A 19,182-nucleotide genomic window follows, 5' to 3' on the forward strand; every position below is an offset into this window, starting at 1 on the left:
AAGTGGAACCGGTACACTTTTATGTCACAGGGGTAGGCCTGAGGTCAAGCCCTAGGCTAAAAAAGGTTCCCAGATGTCCAGGAAGTGCCAGACAAAGGAGTAGGCGTGCAGAAACAACCCACCATCCGCGATGTTGCCCAGGCGGCCGGGGTGTCCGTTGCAGTTGTCTCCCGGGTGCTGAATCCGGGCTCAGGGCCAGTCGCCGCAGCTACCCGAGCCAGGGTCAACGACGTGATGAAGACCTTGGGCTACCATCCCCGCACAGCGGCCAGGGAGCTCAAGTACGGCCCGCCTACTACGCTGGGACTGCTCCTCGCCGATGTCTCCAACCCTTTTTTCGCCCGGCTCGCCGACCAGGTGGTGCAGGAGGCGCACGCCCGCGGAATCCAAGTGCTGCTGATGACCACTCAGGAGGATGACCAGCTGGAATCAGAGCGTCTCGCGACCCTGATCGAACGCAGGGTCAGCGGGATTATCGCGACCCCGACGGGCAACAACCTGGCAACCTGGAAGCAGCTCCAGGATCTGGGCACTGATGTGGTTTTTGTCGACCGATCGATACCGTCGCTCCCCGAAGTGGACGTGGTGAGCATCGACAACTTTGAATCCGCCCGGTCTGCTACGGCACTGCTCGCCGCGCACGGCCACCGGCGCATCGGGATCATTTCCGGTCCGGCTGCCTCCACTACCGGAAGGGAGCGGATCGCCGGCTACCGGCAAGCCCTGGAAACAGCGGGCCTGGAGCAGGATGAGCTCCTCATCCGGCACGCCGCGTTCCGCGGTCCGGCGGGAGGAGACGCCGCGTCCGCGCTTCTCAATCTCGAGGAGCCGCCCACCGCTTTGGTGGTGGCAAACACCGCCCAGGTAACCGAAGTTCTGCGGCGCCTCTCCCACGCCGGAATCGACATCCCTCGCACCCTGTCCGTCATCGTCTTCGACGATTCACCCTGGACCGAACTCATGACCCCGGCCCTGACAATTGTCAGGCAACCCATAGATCTGCTTGCCCGGCACTCCGTGCAGCTCGCTTTGTCCAACACGCAGGGCAAGACGCCGGGAAAACCCAACGTTATACGCGTGGCCGCCGAACTGGTCGAACGGTCCAGCGTTGCCCGGCTGCAGTTCTCGAAGTAACTTCAGACGCACATCCGACTCAAAAGGTTTACAGCCGCGCTCGGCGCGTGGTACAAAAGTGTACCGGTTCCACCGAGGCCGCGATCTTCCACCCTGTTCTGTAGGCCGCGTCTGTAAGGCACTGGGCAAGCGGGACGAGAAAGCAGCAAGAGCAGCCCTTCTCGACATATCTGCATAGCCCAGGACGCTTAACCACCGCCGTCAAAGCATCAGTACCCCTGTCCGTACAGGCCAGGAACCAGCAAGTATTCAAAGGAGAATCAGATGCCAAAGCGCATCCTGGCCACCGTAGCTGTGGCCGTTGCACTCACCGTTACGACTGCCCTCACCGGTTGCGGCGGAGGCGGGGCCGGCGGCGCCGGCGCGGCCAGCACCACCGTGCGCCTCGGCCTCGGCGACCCCGCAACATCTTCCATGGGCGTGAGCGCAAAGCACTTCGCCGACAAGGTTGCAGAGCTGAGCGATGGCAAGGTCAAGGTCGAGACGTTCCCCGACGGCACCCTCTTCGGCGGAGACCAGAACGCCGCCGTCAACCTGCTTGGAAACGGCACGCTGGACTCGACCATCATGTCCACCTCGGTGTACGCGTCCTTCGAGCCGAAGATGAATGCCGTCAGCCTTCCCTACCTTTTCAAGGACTCGGAGGAGGTCACCAAGTACTTTAAAGGCGAGCCAGGCAAGGAACTGCTGGGCTCACTGGACAAGCTTGGCATCAAGGGCGTGTCCATGCTGACCCGTACTCCGCGGCACACCACCAACTCGGTGCGTCCCATCACCCAGCCCGAGGACTTCAAGGACCTGAAGCTCCGCGTACCGCAGAATGACCTCTGGGTTAAGTTCTTCGGCTCAGTGGGCGCCAACCCGACGCCGATGGACTTCAAGGAGGTTTACACCGCCCTGCAGCTCGGCACCATCGACGGCCAGGAAAACCCCCTGGAAGTTCCCGTTAACAACAAGTTCTTCGAAGTCCAGGACTACCTCTCCCTGACCGGCCACATCTCCGACGGCCTCGTCCTCGGGTTCAGCAAGAAGAAGTGGGACTCTTTCGATGAGGACACCCGGAAGGTCCTGCAGGAAGCTGCAGACGAGACCGCTGACTTCAAGACAAAGTACGACACCGATGAAGCCACTAAAACCCTTGAGAAGCTCAAGGGCGAAGGCGTTAAGATCAACGAGCTGACGCCCGAAGCCAGGGAAAAGTTCCAGGCGGCAGCGCAGAAGGTCTACCCCGAGCTTGAGGGCAAGGTTGGCAAGGAATTCGTCCAGTCAAGCCTTGAATTCCTCGGACGTTAAGGTGACGGGTCCAGTGCAGGAGACGAGTTCAGTGCATGATGATGGAACCGCGCAAACCCGGGGCGCCGAACACCAGGCGGCCGAACATAGCATCCAGGTGGTTCCGGTAACCGAAGTCTCCGAACCTCATGGTGTGATCTGGAAGGCCGTGGATGCTCTCCTCTTCGTCGGAATCACCGCGATGCTGCTCAGCCTTGCTGCCCAGATGGTCAGCCGGCAGATGGGAGCCTCGCTGCCATGGACCGAGGAACTGACCCGTTTCCTGTTCATGGACACCACCTTCCTGGGGATGGCAGCGGGCTTCCGGGCCGCCGTGCACCCGCGGGTGAACTTCGCGGTGGCGTGGGGACCAGCCTGGCTCAAGCACGTCAGCATGCATCTCTATGCCATCTGCGGGACCGTGTTCTTCAGTGTCCTGCTCTACAAGACGGTGGAACTGATGCTGCAACAGTACGCCGCCGGAGAGTCCAGCCCTGCCCTGGGACTGAAGATGTTCCTGGTAACCCTGCCCCTTGTGATCAGCGCGGCACTGGCCATCGTCGCCCATATCACGACCGTCTACTTCTCCCCGTACATGCGTAGGCGGATCCTCGAAGGAGAGATGATCGCATGAGCCTGACCCTGCTGGGCATTTTCCTCCTCCTGCTGCTGCTGGGCATTCCGCTCTCAGTCTCACTCGGCATTGGCGTCATCGCCACGCTGCTGATCTTCGATATCCCCCTGGACCTGTTGCCGCAGTCCATGATGAGTTCCATGAACAGCTTCCTGCTGGTTGCTGTCCCCTTGTTCGTCCTGGCCGGCAACCTGATGTCCGGAGGGGGTATTTCGGACCGCATCTTCCGTGGCGCCGAAGTCATCTTCGGCCGCTTCCGTGGCGGCCTTGGCCAAGTGAACATCGCATCGAGCGCGATCTTCGGCGGGATCTCCGGTTCCTCGGTTGCCGACATTGTCAGCCTGGGCAAGATCGAGATCAAGGCCATGACAGACCATAAGTACCCGCGGCCCTATGCCGCAGCAATGACCATGGTCACCGCTACCCTGTCCTCACTGATACCGCCGAGCATCCTCATGATCATCGCCGCATCAACCGCGAACGTCTCGGTAGGCGCAGCACTCGCGGGAGGATTTGGACCGTCCATTGTCCTGATCCTCGTCCTGATGCTCGTGAATTTCTTCCTGTCGGCACGCCATGGTTACGGCGAGGTCTCAAGGACGCCATTCAAGAAGGGCCTGAGGATCGTCCTCGAGGGCATCCCGGCCATGGGCGGCCCGGTGATCATTTTGGTGGGCATGTTCAGCGGGCTCGTCACGCCTACTGAGGCAGCCGCCATCGCCGTCTTCTACAGCCTCTTGGTCGGCGTCTACGTCTACCGGGACATGAAGTGGCGCCAGATGCCCAAAATGATCGTGGATGCTGGCCTCACCACCGGCACCATCCTGCTCATCGCCATGATCGCCGGCGTCGCCTCTTACATCTTCACCATTGACGGGCTGCCGGCAAAGGTCAGCAGCTGGCTGCTGAGTGTCAGCACTGACCCCACCATCGTCATGCTGCTGATCGGCCTGATCCTGATCGTCATCGGAACCGTGATGGACAAAGTCGCAGCCATCCTGCTTTGCACACCGGTGCTCATGCCCGCGGCCGTGTCTTCCGGTGTGGATCCCATCCACTTCGTCGTCTTCCTCGTTGCTGCCCTTGCCGTTGGCCTGGTCACACCGCCTGTCGGCGTCTGCCTGTTCGCGGCGTCCTACGTCAGCGGGCTACCGATGGAGAAGATCGTGAAGGCCGCGGTGCCGCTCTACGTGGTCATGGTGGTTGCCATCGTCATGCTGGCCATCTTCCCGCAGCTCATCCTGTGGCCGTCTGATCTCCTGACCAACCAGTAACACCTGCCCTCAGCTCGTTATCCCATACAGTCACAGAAACAGGAAAACCATGTGTTCCCCCATTCGGAAAACCGTCAGCAGCTACATTGCCGGTCCTGCACGCCCTAATCGCTACAGGATTCCCAATGCCTGGACATGACCACCCAGCCCTTGCCCTCATGGGATTAGGGCCGATGGGGGAACCCATGGCGCGCCGGCTGCTGAAGGGCTACGGCGAGCTGAGAGTCTGGAACCGGACTGCTTCGAAGGCCGAAGCCTTGGTGGGCCTGGGCGCCAGCGTTGCGGCTTCACCTTTTGAGGCGGCCGCCGACATCGTTCTCACCGTGTTGCCGGACCTAAGCCACGTCGAATCGTTGCTTCCCGGAGAAGATGGCCTGATAGCCGGATGGACAGCCAGGGGCATTGCCAGGCCGATACTCGTCGTGCACGGGACGGTTTCGCCGGGGGCAGTGGCGGCCTTTGGCGAACGGATGCTTCGCGAACACGCCGTCCGAGTCCTGGACGCCCCCGTCAGTGGCGGCACCGTGGGCGCCGAAAACGGCACCCTGAGCATCATGGTGGGCGGGGACGAGGACGCACTTCACGCGGTCACCCCGGCGTTCCAGTTCATGGGCAGCACCATCCGGCACATGGGCCCGGGAGGTTCGGGCGCACTCGCCAAAGCCTGCAACCAGATCGTGGTCGCCGGCACGGTCACTGCAGTTTCCGAAGCCATGCTCCTCGCACGCGGCGGGGGACTGGATCCATCGGTGATGCTTGAACTGCTCCGGGGTGGGCTGGCCGACTCCGAGGTGCTGCGCCAAAAAGGGCACAGATGGATCGACGGCGACTTCAATGGTGGCGGCAGCGCCCAAAACCAGCTGAAGGACCTCAACTTCGTGCTGGGGGCGGCTGGGACAGCACACCTGGAGCTACCCCTGAGCACGGTAATCCAGGATCTTTTCGAGGATATGGTCGCCCGGGGCGACGGCGCCCTTGACCACACTGGAATCCTCCGGACCCTTGCCCAGCGCAACAACGCTCTCACTGAGACCTGAAAACCCTCACGAAAGGCGCAAAAGTACGGGCTCCACTACACAACCAGCTTCTCAGGCACGTTCGTCTTCACCCCAGGCGGAGGAACAAGGTCGACGCTGATGCCGAAGAGCGCCTCCAAGGCGGACGTGTAGTCCTCGTGACGACCCGCGGCCGCCATTTCCCTGGCGCGGACCGCGGGCGTATGGAGCAGCTGATGCACAACGCGCCGCAGTGCCATCGTGGTTTCCTCCACCGAGGCAGTTGTTCCGTTTCGTTTTCTGAGGCGTTCTACTTCAGTGTCGAGAACAGTCTGCAGGTGATGGCGCAGGGCGACGATGGCGGCGTCAATTGCCCGCACTGACTCTTGTTGGGAAAAACGGTCTGCTGCTTCGCTGACGAGGGCGCGGGCAAGCTGGAGTTCCGCCGCGTCAGCTTGCGGGGCTGCCTGGCGGACTGTCTCAAGGGTCACCAGGTCGATGCCCGTCAGGTCAGCAACGGCAGAGTCGAAGTCACGGTTGGGGGCGAGATCTACAACCACAAGCGGACGGGTATTCTGCCTTGCTCCAATCATCGTGGCGTCGATTCTCGTTCCGCTGCCGCTGCAGCCGATGATGATGTCCGCCTGGCCAATGGCTGTAGGGAGCTCGGCTGCCGTAAGGGCCTTCACCCCTCGGGCGGCCGCGAATGCCGTTGCACGTCCTGAGCGGGAAAAGACGGCGACAGATGAGCAACGCCCTCTTAGCAGCAGGTCCAAGATGCAGGCGGCGTAGGAGCCGCTGCCGATGAGGACTACGGAAAGCCCAGAGAGCGTCGCCGGCCGTAGTCGGGAGGCGGCCAGTTCGACAGCCACCGAAGCTACCGACCTTCCTGCGCTGCCAAGGCGGGTCCGTGCCCCCACCTCTTTAGCAGTCCGGGAAGTCTCTTGGAACAATCGGATGAGCCGTCCGGTAGTTGTGCCTGCGGCCTGGGCCGTGGCCAGCGCACGCCGGACTTGGCCTGCAATTTCACGTTCACCCACAACGAGCGAATCAAGGCCGCATCCGACAGCAAACAGATGCTCGGCTACTGCTGTACCTTCGCGGTAATCGAACAGTACTTCCAAATCTTGTAAGGGAAGGCCGGAACAGTAGCTCACAGCCTCGAGTGCGTCCGAGCAGGCCCCTGCGGCATCAGATGCAGGCGAAATTTCACAGTAGATTTCGAAACGGTTGCAGGTGGACAGTACGACGCAACCTGACACTGCTGTAGTGGCATCCAACAGCGCTTGAGCAATGTTTTCGGACACTGCTTGCAGCGTGACGATCGAATCAGGGGGGAAATAGCGGTACCGCGCCGTGAGCACCACCAGGGGTGGAGTGCTGACCGTGCCTTGAAAGCTCGGGCTCACTGTACTAAACGTTCCTGCCACTGCTGTTCCCCCCACGAGAAATCCATCTGCTGACGCAGTTAGTGAGACCACCTGCTCCAAGACAGCGTCGTACAGCAACCTTTGGAAATTCTTGGCATATACGTCTCTTCAAGACACCTTCCGCAGTCAGCCCTCCAGGTCGTGTGCACAAAGGCATTGCGAAACCGCCAGCCTGTAAGCGATAGGGGCCACTGTGAACTAATCGCTCTGTCGTCTACACCGCTGATGAAGGATGCCACTAGCGAAGTGCGGATCGAGGCCGGGCGATACTCCCTTAACTGATGAGGAACCCAGTTTTCACACCTTCCTGCACGCTGGCGGCGTCGTGGGTCGCGCCAACGCCTTGGAACCGCACGCAAGGGGGAGCGCCGGGACTAAAGCAAGGACAGGGGAGCCAGCCCTACACAGCATCTGCCGGCCGCCGTATAGTTCACACAATGGCGATGAGCATGCTTGCCACGAAGTTCCATGTTCCGGCCCCGCGGCGCCACGCCGTAGCCCGCCCCAGGCTTGTCGATCCTCTGCTCTCGGAAGCACGCGCAGATCGGAAGCTCACGCTGATTTGTGCCCCGGCCGGCTTTGGCAAGACCACGTTGTTGAGCCAGTGGGTGCATCGCATCCGCGCAGCCGAGCCCGAGGTGCGGGTTGCCTGGTTGTCCCTGGATGCGGGCGACAACGATCCTGCACGTTTCTTATCCCATCTCATCGCCGGGATACACGGCGTGGACGCAAACATCGGGTCAGGCGCCAAAGCGCTGCTCGACGCGACGCAGGCCGCGGTGGCGGAACCGGTTCTGGTAGCCCTCATCAATGACCTCGCCCGGGTTGGAACGACCTTCATTGTTGTCCTCGACGACTACCATGCAGTCGAAGCGCACACTGTTCATGACGCCGTAGCGTTCCTGCTCGACCATTCCCCGCCCCAACTGCAACTGGCAATCGCCAGCCGTTCTGACCCCCCGCTTCCTTTGTCGCGTTTGAGGGCGCGGGATGAGCTGACTGAACTGCGCGCTGCCGACCTCCGCTTTTCGGCCAAGGAGGCTCAGGCCTTCCTTAACGAGTGCATGGGGCTGGGCCTTTCCGCCGAGCACATTTCCGCCCTCGACGCCCGGACGGAAGGCTGGGCTGCCGGCCTGCAGCTCGCGGCGCTGTCCCTGCGCGGAAACGCGGACGTGCCAGCCTTCATCGACGCCTTCACCGGCAGCAACCGCTTTATCCTGGATTACCTCGTCGAGGAGGTACTGCAGCGCCAGCCCGACGGCGTGCGGAACTTCCTGATGAACACCGCCATTCTTGACCGTCTCTCGGGTCCGCTGTGTGACGCGGTCACGGGCCAGGGCGGCAGCAGTGCTGTTCTTGACCGCCTGGAGAGGGCGAACTTGTTTGTTGTTCCCTTGGACGACAGGAGACAGTGGTATCGCTACCACCACCTCTTTGCCGAAGTACTCCGGGCCCGTGTATCGCATGAGGAACCTGAGCTCCTGCAGTCGCTGCACCGGCGTGCCAGTGAGTGGTACCAGCACCATGGCCTGCTGGAGGACGCCCTGAAGCATGCCCTGGCGGCGGGGGACTTCGAGCGGGCGGGGGCCTTGTTGGAGGCGGTGATGCCGGCCATCCGAAAGAGCCGGCAAGATGCCACCCTGCGTGGCTGGTTGAACGCCCTTCCCGACCACATTGTGCGCGCGAACCCTGTGTTGAGCGTGTTTTACGCCTGGCTGATGCTCACCTCCGGTGACCTGGACGCCGTCGAACAACGTCTCCAGGATGCTGAACGTGGACTTGCGGAGGCTTCCCGGGACGGGGAACGGACAAATGAGCTCCGCAGGGGGCTGAAAGCCGGGAGCGAAGAGTTCCGCGCCCTGCCGGTGACCATTGCCGTGTACCGGGCAGCGCTGGCCCAGGCAGTGGGGGATGTGGCAGGGACCGCCGCCCATGCCCGGCGCGCGTTGGTGCTGTGCCGGCCGGGCGATCATCTGTCGCGGGCCGCGGCGGCAGGGTTCCTCGGGCTGGCCGCGTGGGCCCGCGGTGATCTCGACACCGCAGTACCCACCTTCGCCGAGGTGGCCCCGAACCTGCATGCTGCAGGAAATATCGCCGACGAACTTGCCAGCACCATGGTGCTGGCGGACCTGTGGATCGCCAGGGGCAGCCTGGCCGAGGCCCGGCGTCTTCTGGAGCAAGCCCTTACCGCCGCGGACTCTGCAGGCATATCCGCTGGTCCGCCAACTGCCGACCTCCATGTGGGAATCAGCGCCGTGCACGCTGAGACCGGGGTGCTGGCTGACGCGAAAGAGCACCTGGAAGCGGGTGTCGCGCTCGGTGAGGCGGCGTCACTGCCGGAGAACCGGTATCGCCGCTTCGTGGTGATGGCACGCCTTGAGTACCTGTCCGGAGATCCTGACCGTGCCATCGGGCTGTTGGAGGAGGCCGAACGGCGATACCTGCGGGGTTTCTTTCCCGACGTCCGGCCGATCCCTGCGATGAAGGCGCGGATCTGGATCAGTCAAGGGGCTCTGCGGGAAGCGTCGGACTGGGCCAAGGCACGGAACCTCACAGCCGGTGATGAACTGACGTACCTGCGGGAATTCGAGCACCTCACCCTCGCCCGCCTGCTCATCGCCCAACACGAAGCAGACCCAGCTACCGGCTCCCTCGACGACGCCTTTGATCTGCTCGACCGGTTGCTCCAGGCCGCCCACACCGCCGGCCGGGGTGGCAGCGTCAACGAGATCCTCGTCCTAAAGGCAAGGGCGTACCAGGTACAGGGCGGTGTGGGTTCGGCGCTCAAGGCCCTGGAACAAGCACTGAAACGAACCGCAGCCGAAAGCCACGTGCGGCTGTTCCTGGATGAAGGTGCACCCATGATCGCTTTGCTGCGCAAGGCCGCCGTCGAGCGTATCTGTCCCAGCTATGTCAGTCACCTGCTCCACGCAGCCAACACCGGGGAAACGGCACCTGCCACGTCTCCCGGCACGGACGCGATGCCCGTCCAGCTCAGCGAGCGGGAACTCCAGGTACTCCGGCTGCTCGACTCTTCCCTGAGCGGGCCGGAGGTCGCCCGGCAGTTGTTCGTCTCACTCAACACCCTCAGGACCCATACCCGGCACATCTTCGAAAAGCTCCAGGTGAACAACCGGGCCGAGGCAGTTCGCAGCGCACGCGAGCACGGGCTCCTCTAAACGAATCAATTCCATTCGAAGATCACCACCCCGGTCACCACAGGTGGTGATGCTGTGTCACCACGCGCATCCGTAGCTTTGGAACCGTCCCCGGCACCCGCCCAGGACCAACCCAAACAAGGGAGCGCGGAAATGACCATCACCCCGTCCAATCTCAGCGGAGCTGCCGGCGTCGCTGCCATAACTGCCGGACTGCTGTACGGAGGGATACAGTTCGTCCACCCGGTTGAGGAAGTCGCGAACGTCACCGGCAGCGCCTGGGCCATCGTGCATTACCTGACCGTGGCGATGGGTGTCCTCGGCCTTGCCGGCATCACCGGAATGTACCTCAAGCAGGTGCAAGAGACGGGGCTGTTGGGGCTGTCCGGCTTCCTTCTGCTCGGACTGTTCTATCTGACCGTCATAGCGAACTCGTTCGTGGAGGCTTTCGTCCTGCCGCCACTGGCGGAGCAGGCTCCGCACATCGCAACGGACATCCTCGGCATTTTCGGCGGAGCCGCAGCGGACGGGAGCCTGGGCCCGCTGGAGGGCATCAGCACGTTCGCCTTCGCGATCTACTTCCTTGGCGGACTGACCTTCGGCGTTGCCGTCTTCCGCGCCCGGGTTCTCGCCCGCTGGGCGGGCATCCTGTTGGCCGCGGGGTCAGTCTCTACCGCCCTGCTTCCGCTGTTTCCCCACGCTGTGGGACGCTTCGCCGCCCTTCCCGTGGGTATCGCCGTGGCTTGGTTGGGCTACTCACTGTGGGTCAGCACCCGCAAAACGGGTTCCCCGGCTGCCGGGACCGCCGTCCCGGGGCGTGGCCGCGCTGTGGCCCAATGATGATCAGAAACGAGCACGAACCCGGCCACTACGAGCTCCGGGTGGAAGGGCACCTCGATGATCACTGGGTGGAATGGTTCGAGCATCTCGAACTCACCCGCGCAAGTGACGGTACAACAGCTTTCCACGGCCCGGTAGCAGACCAGGCCGCACTCCACAGCCTCCTCAACAAGGTCCGTGACCTGGGCATGGTCCTCATCTCCGTACGAATGATCAGCCCTCCGGTCGGCCCGGACGAGGGTCACTGAAACTTATCCGCCGCACCGCCCTCTTAGATATGAGCCTCAAATGTCTGCAAAAATCACCGCACTCCTACCTGCCGTACTCATCAGGATCTTTGCCTTCGCCGGATTCTTCTCAGCAGCCATACTGCTGGTCAACGCGGCAAAAAGGGCAGGAATCATCCCAACATCACCTTTCACACAGCTCGCTGCGCCGCTTGCTCAAGTCGCCGCCATCGGGCTGGTGATCGGTGCCTATGTGGTGTTGTCCCGCCCAGCTGGCGCCCTGGCAACCTTAGGTGCCGCTCTCTCCGTAACCGCACTGGCCGGCCTCGTCGGGGTTGAATTTGTCCTCAACCTCGTGTTTCCCTACGTTGACCAAGGCGTGATTGCCGTGCTGCGTGCAGGTCCGCTCGGTATCGCGCTGACGGTTGTATCCATGGTGTTCCTGCTCGGTACTGTTGTCTTTATGCTCGCGCTGTGGCGCACTTCAAGTGTGCCCAAGGCTGTGGTCATCCTCTACACGTTGAGTTCAGTTCCGATAGCCCTGCGGACGGTGTTTCCGGAAAGTGTGCTGCAGCTGGGCCTGGTTGGTTTGGCAATTGCCGCCGCTTTCCTTGCCTTCTGGATACTTCGCAATGTCCCTCGTGCAAGCAACAACGTAAGCCAGCAGTTGGCGGAGTCAACGCATAACACCGTTACCGGGAACGTAGGGTAGGAGTCCCACTGGCGGGTACAGCCCGCCTAGGAACCGATCCCGGGTGTGGCCCTCAAGGCGTTAACGGCCCTATCCGCGATGACTTCGGCATCAGTTCCGGAATCAAGGATGGTATTCCGCGCTGATGCGGGATCAACCTTAACGGCCGTGACGGCGAGGGCTTGCGAAGCCTCGGTCGCCAACAGAGCGTCCACCTGGGCCGAGAAGCAGGCGTCACTTGACGTGGAGCGAACGTCCATCGCTACAGCGTGGTTGCTGGAGATGAAGTTGGCCACCCCCGCCATCAGCCGGATGACGACCGGCGTCGCACCCGCAGGCCGAATGCTTTCCGAGTCTATGATCTGGGAAAAGTGGTTGCCGATGACCGAGTTATTGCTGCCGCTGACGCAGAGAAGTCCAGTGAGGTCGTCCAGTCCGTTGTCGACTCCCAGGAAGGGCGTCCAGGGCTCATGGTCACGCAGGAAGTGGTTCGTGGCCACGAGGTTTTCCGAACTGTCCGCGAGAACAACCATCCCCGGGTAGAACGAATGCAGACGGTTGTTGGTGACGCTTGACCGCGTGACGCCATTGAGGTGGACGCTGCTCGCGCCACGCGGAAACACGTTGTTCGCGGTTATCAGCAGGCCGCCATGGTTCTCGGCGTAGATCGAGTAACCCTTAGGGCCTGCTCCCACCAGGTTGTCGGTGATCTTGGATGCCTGCCCCCAGCCGCGCAGCTCGATGCAGCTTCCGCTTTCGGCGATGAAGTTGTCGTGGATGGAAAGCGCGTCCGCATTGTAGATAGTGAGGGCATTCTCAAGGTAGACGAACCCCATGCCGGTTACGCGGAATGAGTCATTGGCGCTCGCGACATAGATGCCGGTCTTGCCGTTGACGTAGGTGTTCTCCGCAGGCATCCCTGAGCCATCCGGGGTGAAGTGCAACCCGTCGATGCAGAAGTTGGAAAACTCCACCGAGCTGATCCGCGGGCTCCCGCTTCGCTCAATGTAGAAGGCGGCTCCCTTGGTTTCCTCCCCGTCCCCGGCGGGGGGAATGTCCACGATGATGCGGCTCCCTCCAGGCCACAGCTCATGCAGGTCCGGCCATTCGTCTTCGGGCACGTTGAAGCGGATGCTCGACGACGTAAAGCCGTGCCCCGAGCCCTCAATCCGAAGGAAACTGATGTCGATTACCACCTGCGTGCGAAGGTGGTAATCCCCGGGCGGAATGTAGATCACCGCGCCCGGCTTTCCGCCATTGTCCACATCGATGCCGGTCTGCCGGCCTTTGATGTCAGCGATGATGCTGTTGATGACTTCACCGACGTCCTTGGACGGATTGCCGACGGGCCACGTCGTCACGTCGTAGTAGTTGCTGCTTGGCATGGTTCTTCCCTGTCTTGTGGTTTCTGTGGCGCTGCGAGGAATTAGGTGAGCGTCGAGACCGTGAGCTTCAGTATCGTTGCCAGGCCGCCCTCAGCCCATACCCGGTTCTCCAGGTTCCCGCTTTCGGGAAAGATGAGATCAGTCAGGACCACCGCACCGCCCTGGGCGAAGACCTCCACCGAGCAATGGTCGACGACGATCTGCAGCTTGAGCAGGCCGTCCTCGAGTACCAGCGGGGCTGACTCCACAGAGGGAAACTTTCGGTGAAAGCCGGTGTTGCCTGACCTCCTGCGGTCCAGGATGAGCTGGGCGCTGGCTGTGTTGTAGCTCAGGACGGCCCCCTCGCTCCCGTCGCTGCTTCCGAAGAGGCGGAAATCAACACGTTCCGCGCTTCCTGGCGCTATTTCCGCCTCGATGATGTGGGCGCTGCCGGGTACCGCATCCGGCAACCTTAGAGGTGAATTCCACAGCTCAAAGGTGTCCGCGTTCATAATATTCGTCCCGGCAGGCAGGATTTCTCCTGCGCAGGGATCCGCCAGGACCGGTTGCTGGATCAGACGGGCCGAGCCGTTGACTGCAGTGAGGCGCACCTCGCGGGCGAGCGTCATCGAGGACCGCCAGGGGGCGGTGGGCAGCTCGTTGGCGTAGTCCCAGTTGTTCATCCAGCCGATGACGATGCGCCGGCCATCCGGGGCGTTACTGAAGGATACGGAGGCGTAGCAATCGCGTCCCCAGTCCAGCCACAAGCACTGCTGCAGCGCTGCCGCGGCAGCGGCGGAATCGCCCAGAGCGCTGACCCCGGCCGGCGCCACAACGGAACCGGGATCGGGGCTGAAGCGGACGCCGTCGAAATGCCCGACAAAGTACTGGCCACCGGAGCCGCCCGCCACAGCGCCCGGATTGACGTTGACGATCAGTACCCATTTGATGTTGTCCGGGTCCCCGTCCACCTTCAGTGGAAAGAGATCGGGGCATTCCCATTCGCCGGCGTCGGCATTGGCCGGGCCAAAGTCGCTCAGGAATTCCCAGGACTTAAGATCTTTTGAACTGTAGAAAACCACCTTTTGGTGCTGCGCTTCAACGGCGACCATCACCCAGCAGGCACCGTGGTCCCCTTGATACCGGAAGACTTTGGGATCGCGGAAGTTCGCGGAATTCCTGTTGAGGACGGGGTTGTTCCCGTATTTCCGCCAGGTCATTCCTGCGTCTGTGCTGTACGCCAGGGACTGCGCCTGGATACCGCAGTGTTCGGACGCGCCCTTGTAGGCACTGGTGTAAACGGCTACGAGGGCAGGTGCCTCGGCCGTGCCGAAACCGGAGGTGTTCGCGTGGTCAATTACGACACTGCCTGAGTAAATGTCCTCTGCCTCGTCGCAGGCAATGGCAACGGGATGTTCTGTCCAGTGCAACAGGTCAGCCGACGTGGCGTGGCCCCAGGACATGTTGCCCCAGACGCTGCCGAACGGGTTGTTCTGGAAGAAGAGGTGGTACACGCCGTTGTGGAAAACCAGGCCATTGGGGTCGTTCAGCCAGGTGTCCCTAGCCGTGAAGTGGATGGCAGGCCGGAACCTGGAGGTCTCTGCCGGCGCTGTTTCCGGGCGTGCAGCATCAAGGCGACTGGACATATCTGGCGGTCCTCTTGGGAAGTGGAAGGGGCTGGCTGCCTACGGCCGCGGAGCCGCGATGGAATCACGGCGCACGAGGGGGCAGCTCAGTATGGTCGGGTGGAGTGCCATGAGGGCAAGGTCGGTCTTCCCCTCGACGGCGTCAATCAGGTGCTCGGTGGCCCAGGCACCCATTTCGTAGTGAGGCAGGGCCACGGTGGTGAGGCCCGGGTGAAGGTTGGCGGCGATCAGTTCCTGGTCATCGAAGCCGACGATTGAAAGGTCGGTGGGGATGCTGAGCCCCAACTCCGCAGCGGCGCGGTAGGCTCCCATCGCCATCCGGTCGTTGTAGCAGAACAATGCCGTAGGCATATCAGCGCGGTCCTCGCGTGCCAGGATCCGCCGGGCCGCCTCGTAGCCGCCCTGCACCTCGGAGACCTCGGACTCGACGGGTGCCGCGGCGCCGTCGAGCCCTGCTTCAGCGAGCGTGGCCCGGAAGCCCCGGAGGCGCTCATGGGTTGCGGGAACGTCGTCCGTGTTGTTGAGGAAGCCGATGCGGGTGTGGCCCGCTGCCAGGAGCGCTTCCACTGCCGTGCGTGCACCGCCCTCCTCGTCCGGAACCACGGCTGTGATGTTTCCGCCGGCGGCCACGGAGTCCACCAGGACGGAAGGCACGTTGCCGAGGTTGGCCGGTAGTTCCACGTTGCGGTGATACATCGTGGCGTAGAGGATGCCGTCCACCCGGCGTTCCAGGAGGGCCTCGACGTCGGCCTGCCGGGATGCCAGGCTTGCGGAGCCGGAGGTGTTGATGATCATGAGGTTGTATCCCCGGGCCTTGGCGGCCTCGTCCGCGCCGAGGATGATCCGGCCGGCGTGGGGCGTAGTGGCGATATCCTCGCTGACCAAGCCCAGCATGCCGGTCCGCTGGGTGCGCAGGGCCTGGGCAAGGCGGTTGGGCCCATAACCCAGCTCCTCGGCGGCGGACCTGACCTTGTCCCTGGTTTCGGGGCTGATCCGTGCATAGGAAACGTCGTTGAGGACGTGGGAGACAGTTGTCACGGACACGCCGGCGGCAACGGCCACGTCCTTGATGCCGATGTTCTTGTTGCTCATCTGTCTCCCACGTCCTTATGGTTTCTGATGCCCCTGGGGGTTACCAGTAGGCTACTCGTTGCTTTGCCTAGCCCTTGACGGCGCCGAGCGTCATCCCTGCGACGATCTTGCGCTGCAGGAGGAGGGTCAGGATGATGACCGGGATGGAGTAGACCGCGGCCAACGCGGTCATGGATCCCCAGTCCAGGCCGAACTGGGTCTGGAAGTTCGCGATCACCACGGGCGTTGTCTGGGAGCGGATCGCTGTCATCAGGAGTGCGAAGAGGAACTCGTTCCAGGACGCCAGGAAGGCGAAGATCGCGGTGACGGCGATGCCGCCGGAGACTACCGGGATCACCACCCGCCACAGGGCTCCGAGCCTGCTGCAGCCATCCACCGTGGCGGCTTCCTCCAGGTCCTTCGGCACCGCTTCGAAGAAGCTGGACATCAGCCAGATCGAGAGCGGCAGCGAGATGGTGGTGTGGGCGATGGACAGGGCGATGGGCGTATCGGACAAGCCCATGGCTGCCATCATCGAGGCCAGCGGAATACCGATCGCGACCGGCGGTACCATGCGGGTTACCAGCGCGGCCATAATGAAGATCCTGCCGCTGAGGGTTTTGTACCGGGTGATGCCGTAGGCCGCCGGCACCGCCAGCACCAGCGAAAGCACGGTGCTGATGATGGCCGTCTGGATGCTGTTGATGAAGGAGGCGACCACTCCGCTGCGGCCCAGCGCGTTGGTGTAGTTCTCCAGCGTCCATTCCCGGGGCAGGATGGTGGGCGGCACCGCGATCGTATCGATGGGTGTCTTGAAGGATGTGAAGAGCAGGTACAGGAACGGGAAACCGTAGAGCACCATCGCAGCCGCGAGGAGGATCCACAGCAGGGTCCTGGTGCTCCGGCGGCCCGCTTCCAGGCCTTCGCGGTTGACGCCCCGGCGCTTGCGGCCGCTGCCGCTTGTGGTGCTTCGGGCGGAAGGCCCGGCAGCCGCTGGAGCTGCCTTCCCGCCGTCGTTCTTAATTCGCTCGGCGACGCGCATCAGTTGTCCTTTCCTGGCCGCCAGATGGTGGACACCGCGACGAACGCGACGGCCAGCATGGCCAGCAGGTAGAGGGTGCCCATGGCGCTGGCCAACCCGGGATCCCCAAAGCGGATCATGGTCCGGTAGATCAGCAGGCTCATGGTTTCCGAGGCGGACTGCGGGCCGCCGTTGGTTTGGATAAGGATGGTGTCAAAGGCCCGGGCCGCGTCGATGCCGCGGACCACCAGGGCGACGGCGATGACCGGACGCAGGAGCGGGAGGATGATGCGGAACAGCATGGCCGGTGCGCGTGCACCGTCCAGGCGTGCTGCTTCGATCAGGTCCCCCGGGATGTTCTGCAGCCCGGCGAAGAGCACCAGGCACATAAACGAGGTGGTCAGCCAGATGTCCGGAATGGCGACGGAGTAGAGCACAATGTTCGGGTCCGAGAGCCAGCCGATCTGGTTCGGGTTGGACAGGATGCCGGCCTGGTGCAGGAGGGTCCCGATGAGCCCGAAGTTGTCGATCATCAGGAACTTCCAGAGAAGGCCTGCAACGATCGGGGCGATCATCAGCGGGTACATAAACACGGTCCGCCAGATTTGGGAGCTTCGTCCCAGAGTGGTGAACAGCAGCGCCATGCCCAGGCCAAGGGCGAATTCGAGGGTGACCACAATCACGGTGTAGGCCAGGGTCCGCCAGCCGGCGCCGATGAAGGCTTCGGAGGCGAAGGCCCGGAAGTAGTTATCCAGGCCCACGAAGTCGCGGGGGCCGCCGGCAATCGGCGAGATCTTGAAGAAGCTGTCCGCAACGAGGCGGAACAGGGGGAAGGCGACAAACACTGCCAGGAAAAGCGCCGCTGGTGTCATCAGGAACAATGCGAAGCGGCGATCGGAGATACGCACGGTTTTCTCTTCCGCTGGTTGGGGGCCGCGGCCGGCACCGGTAGTCAGATGCCGGCCGCGGGGGTCTTACTTGAGGAGGTCCTCGATCTGCTTCTTGGCGTCAGTGAGGAGGGTGGCGGAGTCACCGCCGGCCACGGCCTTTTGCAGCATGGGAACCAGTACCGTGTCCACGATCTGCTGCCACTTCTCGGTGGCTGGGCGGGTGGCGGTGGCCTCGCCGTTGAGGGTCTCGATCAGGGGTCCGAAGCTTTCGTAGCCTTCCTTGTCCTGGTACTTCTCAAAAGCCGAGATGCGGGAGGCCAGGCCGAGGCTGGATTCGATGCCCTTGTCGTTGTAGTCATAGGCGCACTTGACGAACTTCTTGGCGGCATCAGCGTTCTTGGTGGCCTTGGGGACTGTCAGGTACCAGGGTCCCGGAACGCCTCCGACGCCGGCGGATCCGGCGATCATGGGGGCGGCTCCCACCTTGCCGGCTACGGCGGAGTCCTTGGGGATCTGCCGGTAGGCGTGGGCCCAGAAGCGGGTCATTGCGGTCTTGCCCTGGTTGAACAGGTTCTGGGCAGCAGCCCAGTCCACCTGGGCGGCACCTGATGGAGCGGACTTGGCAAGGCTGACGTAGAAGTCCAGGGCCTCCTTGTGCGCGGCGTTGTCGATGACCACCTTGTCCCCATCCAGGACCATCGGAGACCCGGCCTGGAGGACGTGGGCGAGCCATTCAGTTTCCACGCCACCCTTGACGTCGGTGCCGTACATGCCATCCCTGGTGAAGAACTCCGAAATGTCCTGGTACTGCTTCCAGGTGGTGGGGGCAGCGAGGTCGTAGCCGTACCTGGCCTGGAAGTCGGCCTTGTTCTTGGCGTCCTCGAAGAGGTCCTTGCGGTAGAGGATGATTTCGGCGTTGGTCCAGGCGGGCATTCCGATGAAGTGCCCGTCCACGTTGGCTTCCTTGACCAGGGCCGGGAAGATGTCCTTCTTGGCCTCATCGGTGAAGAGTTCGTCGATGGGCTGGACGGCGTCCTTGAAGCTGGGGAGCCACACGGAGTCCAGGGCGGCCACGTCGAAGGAGACGTTGCCGGAGGAGAATTCGCTGGAAAGCCGGTTGAACATGCCGTCGTAAGGCAGTTCGACGAAGTTCACGTCAACTCCGGCGTCCTTTTTGCACTGTTCGGCCACGCCGGTCAGCTCGGCGTGGCCACCGGCCTCGACCAGGACGTTGACGGTGCTGGTGCCGGCGCTACCCGTGGTGGACGGGCCCCCTGCGCCGCAGCCGGTGGCCGCCAGTGCGACGGCGGTGCAGATACCGCCGATGGTGGCGAACCTGTTGATGGTGTTTCGAGTGGACATCGCTGTCGACTCACTTTCTCTCGAACGGAAATGCGAGACAGGAACTGGGGTGAAAAATCGTTTTGCTAAAACGACTTGGCACCTACGATAGGACCCTGGCGTCAGAAGTGTCAAGCATCACATCCGTCGGGATTCAATATGTTGGACGAGCGCCAGCAGTGGCGGCCCGCACC

The 19,182-nt window shown here is 62.7% G+C and carries 16 protein-coding genes; 9 read left to right on the top strand and 7 right to left on the bottom strand.

Annotated features, from left to right (window positions below):
* Window positions 1-105 precede the first annotated feature (105 nt).
* The 5 genes from G6R19_RS00080 (at window position 106) to G6R19_RS00100 (ending at window position 5,351) form a co-directional block, all read left to right on the top strand.
* Complete coding sequence (locus tag G6R19_RS00080) at window positions 106-1,134, top strand: substrate-binding domain-containing protein (protein WP_163161135.1); 1,029 nt, start codon at window positions 106-108, stop codon at window positions 1,132-1,134.
* 264 nt (window positions 1,135-1,398) lie between these two features.
* On the top strand, window positions 1,399-2,427 hold the full coding sequence (locus G6R19_RS00085; RefSeq protein ID WP_163161137.1) for a DctP family TRAP transporter solute-binding subunit: 1,029 nt from the start codon (window positions 1,399-1,401) through the stop codon (window positions 2,425-2,427).
* A 133-nt stretch (window positions 2,428-2,560) separates the two neighbouring features.
* Window positions 2,561-3,040: a TRAP transporter small permease subunit gene (locus tag G6R19_RS00090; RefSeq protein ID WP_163161139.1), complete on the top strand. Its 480-nt coding sequence runs from the start codon at window positions 2,561-2,563 to the stop codon at window positions 3,038-3,040.
* Window positions 3,037-4,314 (top strand): TRAP transporter large permease, encoded by a 1,278-nt coding sequence (locus G6R19_RS00095; RefSeq protein ID WP_163161141.1) that lies wholly within the window; start codon window positions 3,037-3,039, stop codon window positions 4,312-4,314. Before G6R19_RS00090 ends, G6R19_RS00095 begins: the two co-directional genes overlap by 4 nt.
* 125 nt (window positions 4,315-4,439) lie before the next feature.
* A complete protein-coding gene (locus tag G6R19_RS00100) occupies window positions 4,440-5,351 on the top strand; it encodes an NAD(P)-dependent oxidoreductase (RefSeq protein ID WP_163161143.1) in 912 nt (303 codons plus the stop codon).
* A gap of 35 nt (window positions 5,352-5,386) precedes the next feature.
* Here the strand turns inward: G6R19_RS00100 and G6R19_RS00105 are convergent, their stop codons facing one another.
* Window positions 5,387-6,718: a glutamyl-tRNA reductase gene (locus tag G6R19_RS00105; protein ID WP_163161145.1), complete on the bottom strand. Its 1,332-nt coding sequence runs from the start codon at window positions 6,716-6,718 to the stop codon at window positions 5,387-5,389.
* A gap of 464 nt (window positions 6,719-7,182) precedes the next feature.
* Between G6R19_RS00105 and G6R19_RS00110 the strand changes: the two genes are divergently transcribed.
* The 4 genes from G6R19_RS00110 (at window position 7,183) to G6R19_RS00125 (ending at window position 11,676) form a co-directional block, all read left to right on the top strand.
* Window positions 7,183-9,918, top strand: coding sequence for a LuxR C-terminal-related transcriptional regulator (locus G6R19_RS00110; RefSeq protein WP_205484167.1), 2,736 nt, complete (start codon window positions 7,183-7,185; stop codon window positions 9,916-9,918).
* Window positions 9,919-10,050: 132 nt separating this feature from the next.
* Window positions 10,051-10,737 (top strand): hypothetical protein, encoded by a 687-nt coding sequence (locus tag G6R19_RS00115; RefSeq protein ID WP_163161149.1) that lies wholly within the window; start codon window positions 10,051-10,053, stop codon window positions 10,735-10,737.
* Window positions 10,734-10,985: a hypothetical protein gene (locus G6R19_RS00120; protein WP_205484169.1), complete on the top strand. Its 252-nt coding sequence runs from the start codon at window positions 10,734-10,736 to the stop codon at window positions 10,983-10,985. The genes G6R19_RS00115 and G6R19_RS00120 overlap by 4 nt, the downstream gene beginning before the upstream one ends.
* Window positions 10,986-11,025: 40 nt before the next feature.
* The gene (locus G6R19_RS00125; protein WP_205484170.1) at window positions 11,026-11,676 is read left to right on the top strand and encodes a hypothetical protein; all 651 of its coding nucleotides are present in this window, start codon (window positions 11,026-11,028) and stop codon (window positions 11,674-11,676) included.
* 26 nt (window positions 11,677-11,702) lie between these two features.
* Here the strand turns inward: G6R19_RS00125 and G6R19_RS00130 are convergent, their stop codons facing one another.
* From G6R19_RS00130 to G6R19_RS00155, 6 genes are all read right to left on the bottom strand, one after another.
* A complete protein-coding gene (locus G6R19_RS00130; protein ID WP_163161151.1) occupies window positions 11,703-13,040 on the bottom strand; it encodes a right-handed parallel beta-helix repeat-containing protein in 1,338 nt (445 codons plus the stop codon).
* 41 nt (window positions 13,041-13,081) lie between these two features.
* Entirely contained in the window at window positions 13,082-14,665 is a 1,584-nt protein-coding gene (locus tag G6R19_RS00135; RefSeq protein WP_163161153.1) for a glycoside hydrolase family 32 protein, read from the bottom strand.
* Between the two features lie 39 nt (window positions 14,666-14,704).
* The gene (locus G6R19_RS00140; protein ID WP_163161155.1) at window positions 14,705-15,757 is read right to left on the bottom strand and encodes a LacI family DNA-binding transcriptional regulator; all 1,053 of its coding nucleotides are present in this window, start codon (window positions 15,755-15,757) and stop codon (window positions 14,705-14,707) included.
* A 67-nt stretch (window positions 15,758-15,824) separates the two neighbouring features.
* A complete protein-coding gene (locus tag G6R19_RS00145) occupies window positions 15,825-16,778 on the bottom strand; it encodes a carbohydrate ABC transporter permease (RefSeq protein ID WP_163161157.1) in 954 nt (317 codons plus the stop codon).
* Entirely contained in the window at window positions 16,778-17,665 is an 888-nt protein-coding gene (locus G6R19_RS00150; protein WP_163161159.1) for a sugar ABC transporter permease, read from the bottom strand. Before G6R19_RS00150 ends, G6R19_RS00145 begins: the two co-directional genes overlap by 1 nt.
* 66 nt (window positions 17,666-17,731) lie before the next feature.
* Window positions 17,732-19,009 carry a sugar ABC transporter substrate-binding protein gene (locus G6R19_RS00155; protein ID WP_163161161.1) on the bottom strand — a complete coding sequence of 426 codons (1,278 nt, stop codon included), beginning with the start codon at window positions 19,007-19,009 and terminating at the stop codon, window positions 17,732-17,734.
* Window positions 19,010-19,182: the final 173 nt, after the last annotated feature.

This window comes from Arthrobacter sp. Alg241-R88 (assembly GCF_900537115.1).
Lineage (GTDB): Bacteria > Actinomycetota > Actinomycetes > Actinomycetales > Micrococcaceae > Arthrobacter.

Bases quoted from the DNA above. Each gene is read 5' to 3' on its own strand.
- G6R19_RS00085 (WP_163161137.1), top strand. From the start codon at position 1,399: ATGCCAAAGCGCATCCTGGCCACCGTAGCTGTGGCCGTTGCACTCACC.
- G6R19_RS00095 (WP_163161141.1), top strand. From the start codon at position 3,037: ATGAGCCTGACCCTGCTGGGCATTTTCCTCCTCCTGCTGCTGCTGGGC.
- G6R19_RS00100 (WP_163161143.1), top strand. From the start codon at position 4,440: ATGCCTGGACATGACCACCCAGCCCTTGCCCTCATGGGATTAGGGCCG.
- G6R19_RS00110 (WP_205484167.1), top strand. From the start codon at position 7,183: ATGAGCATGCTTGCCACGAAGTTCCATGTTCCGGCCCCGCGGCGCCAC.
- G6R19_RS00115 (WP_163161149.1), top strand. From the start codon at position 10,051: ATGACCATCACCCCGTCCAATCTCAGCGGAGCTGCCGGCGTCGCTGCC.
- G6R19_RS00120 (WP_205484169.1), top strand. From the start codon at position 10,734: ATGATGATCAGAAACGAGCACGAACCCGGCCACTACGAGCTCCGGGTG.
- G6R19_RS00125 (WP_205484170.1), top strand. From the start codon at position 11,026: ATGTCTGCAAAAATCACCGCACTCCTACCTGCCGTACTCATCAGGATC.
- G6R19_RS00130 (WP_163161151.1), bottom strand. From the start codon at position 13,040: ATGCCAAGCAGCAACTACTACGACGTGACGACGTGGCCCGTCGGCAAT.
- G6R19_RS00135 (WP_163161153.1), bottom strand. From the start codon at position 14,665: ATGTCCAGTCGCCTTGATGCTGCACGCCCGGAAACAGCGCCGGCAGAG.
- G6R19_RS00140 (WP_163161155.1), bottom strand. From the start codon at position 15,757: ATGAGCAACAAGAACATCGGCATCAAGGACGTGGCCGTTGCCGCCGGC.
- G6R19_RS00145 (WP_163161157.1), bottom strand. From the start codon at position 16,778: ATGCGCGTCGCCGAGCGAATTAAGAACGACGGCGGGAAGGCAGCTCCA.
- G6R19_RS00155 (WP_163161161.1), bottom strand. From the start codon at position 19,009: ATGTCCACTCGAAACACCATCAACAGGTTCGCCACCATCGGCGGTATC.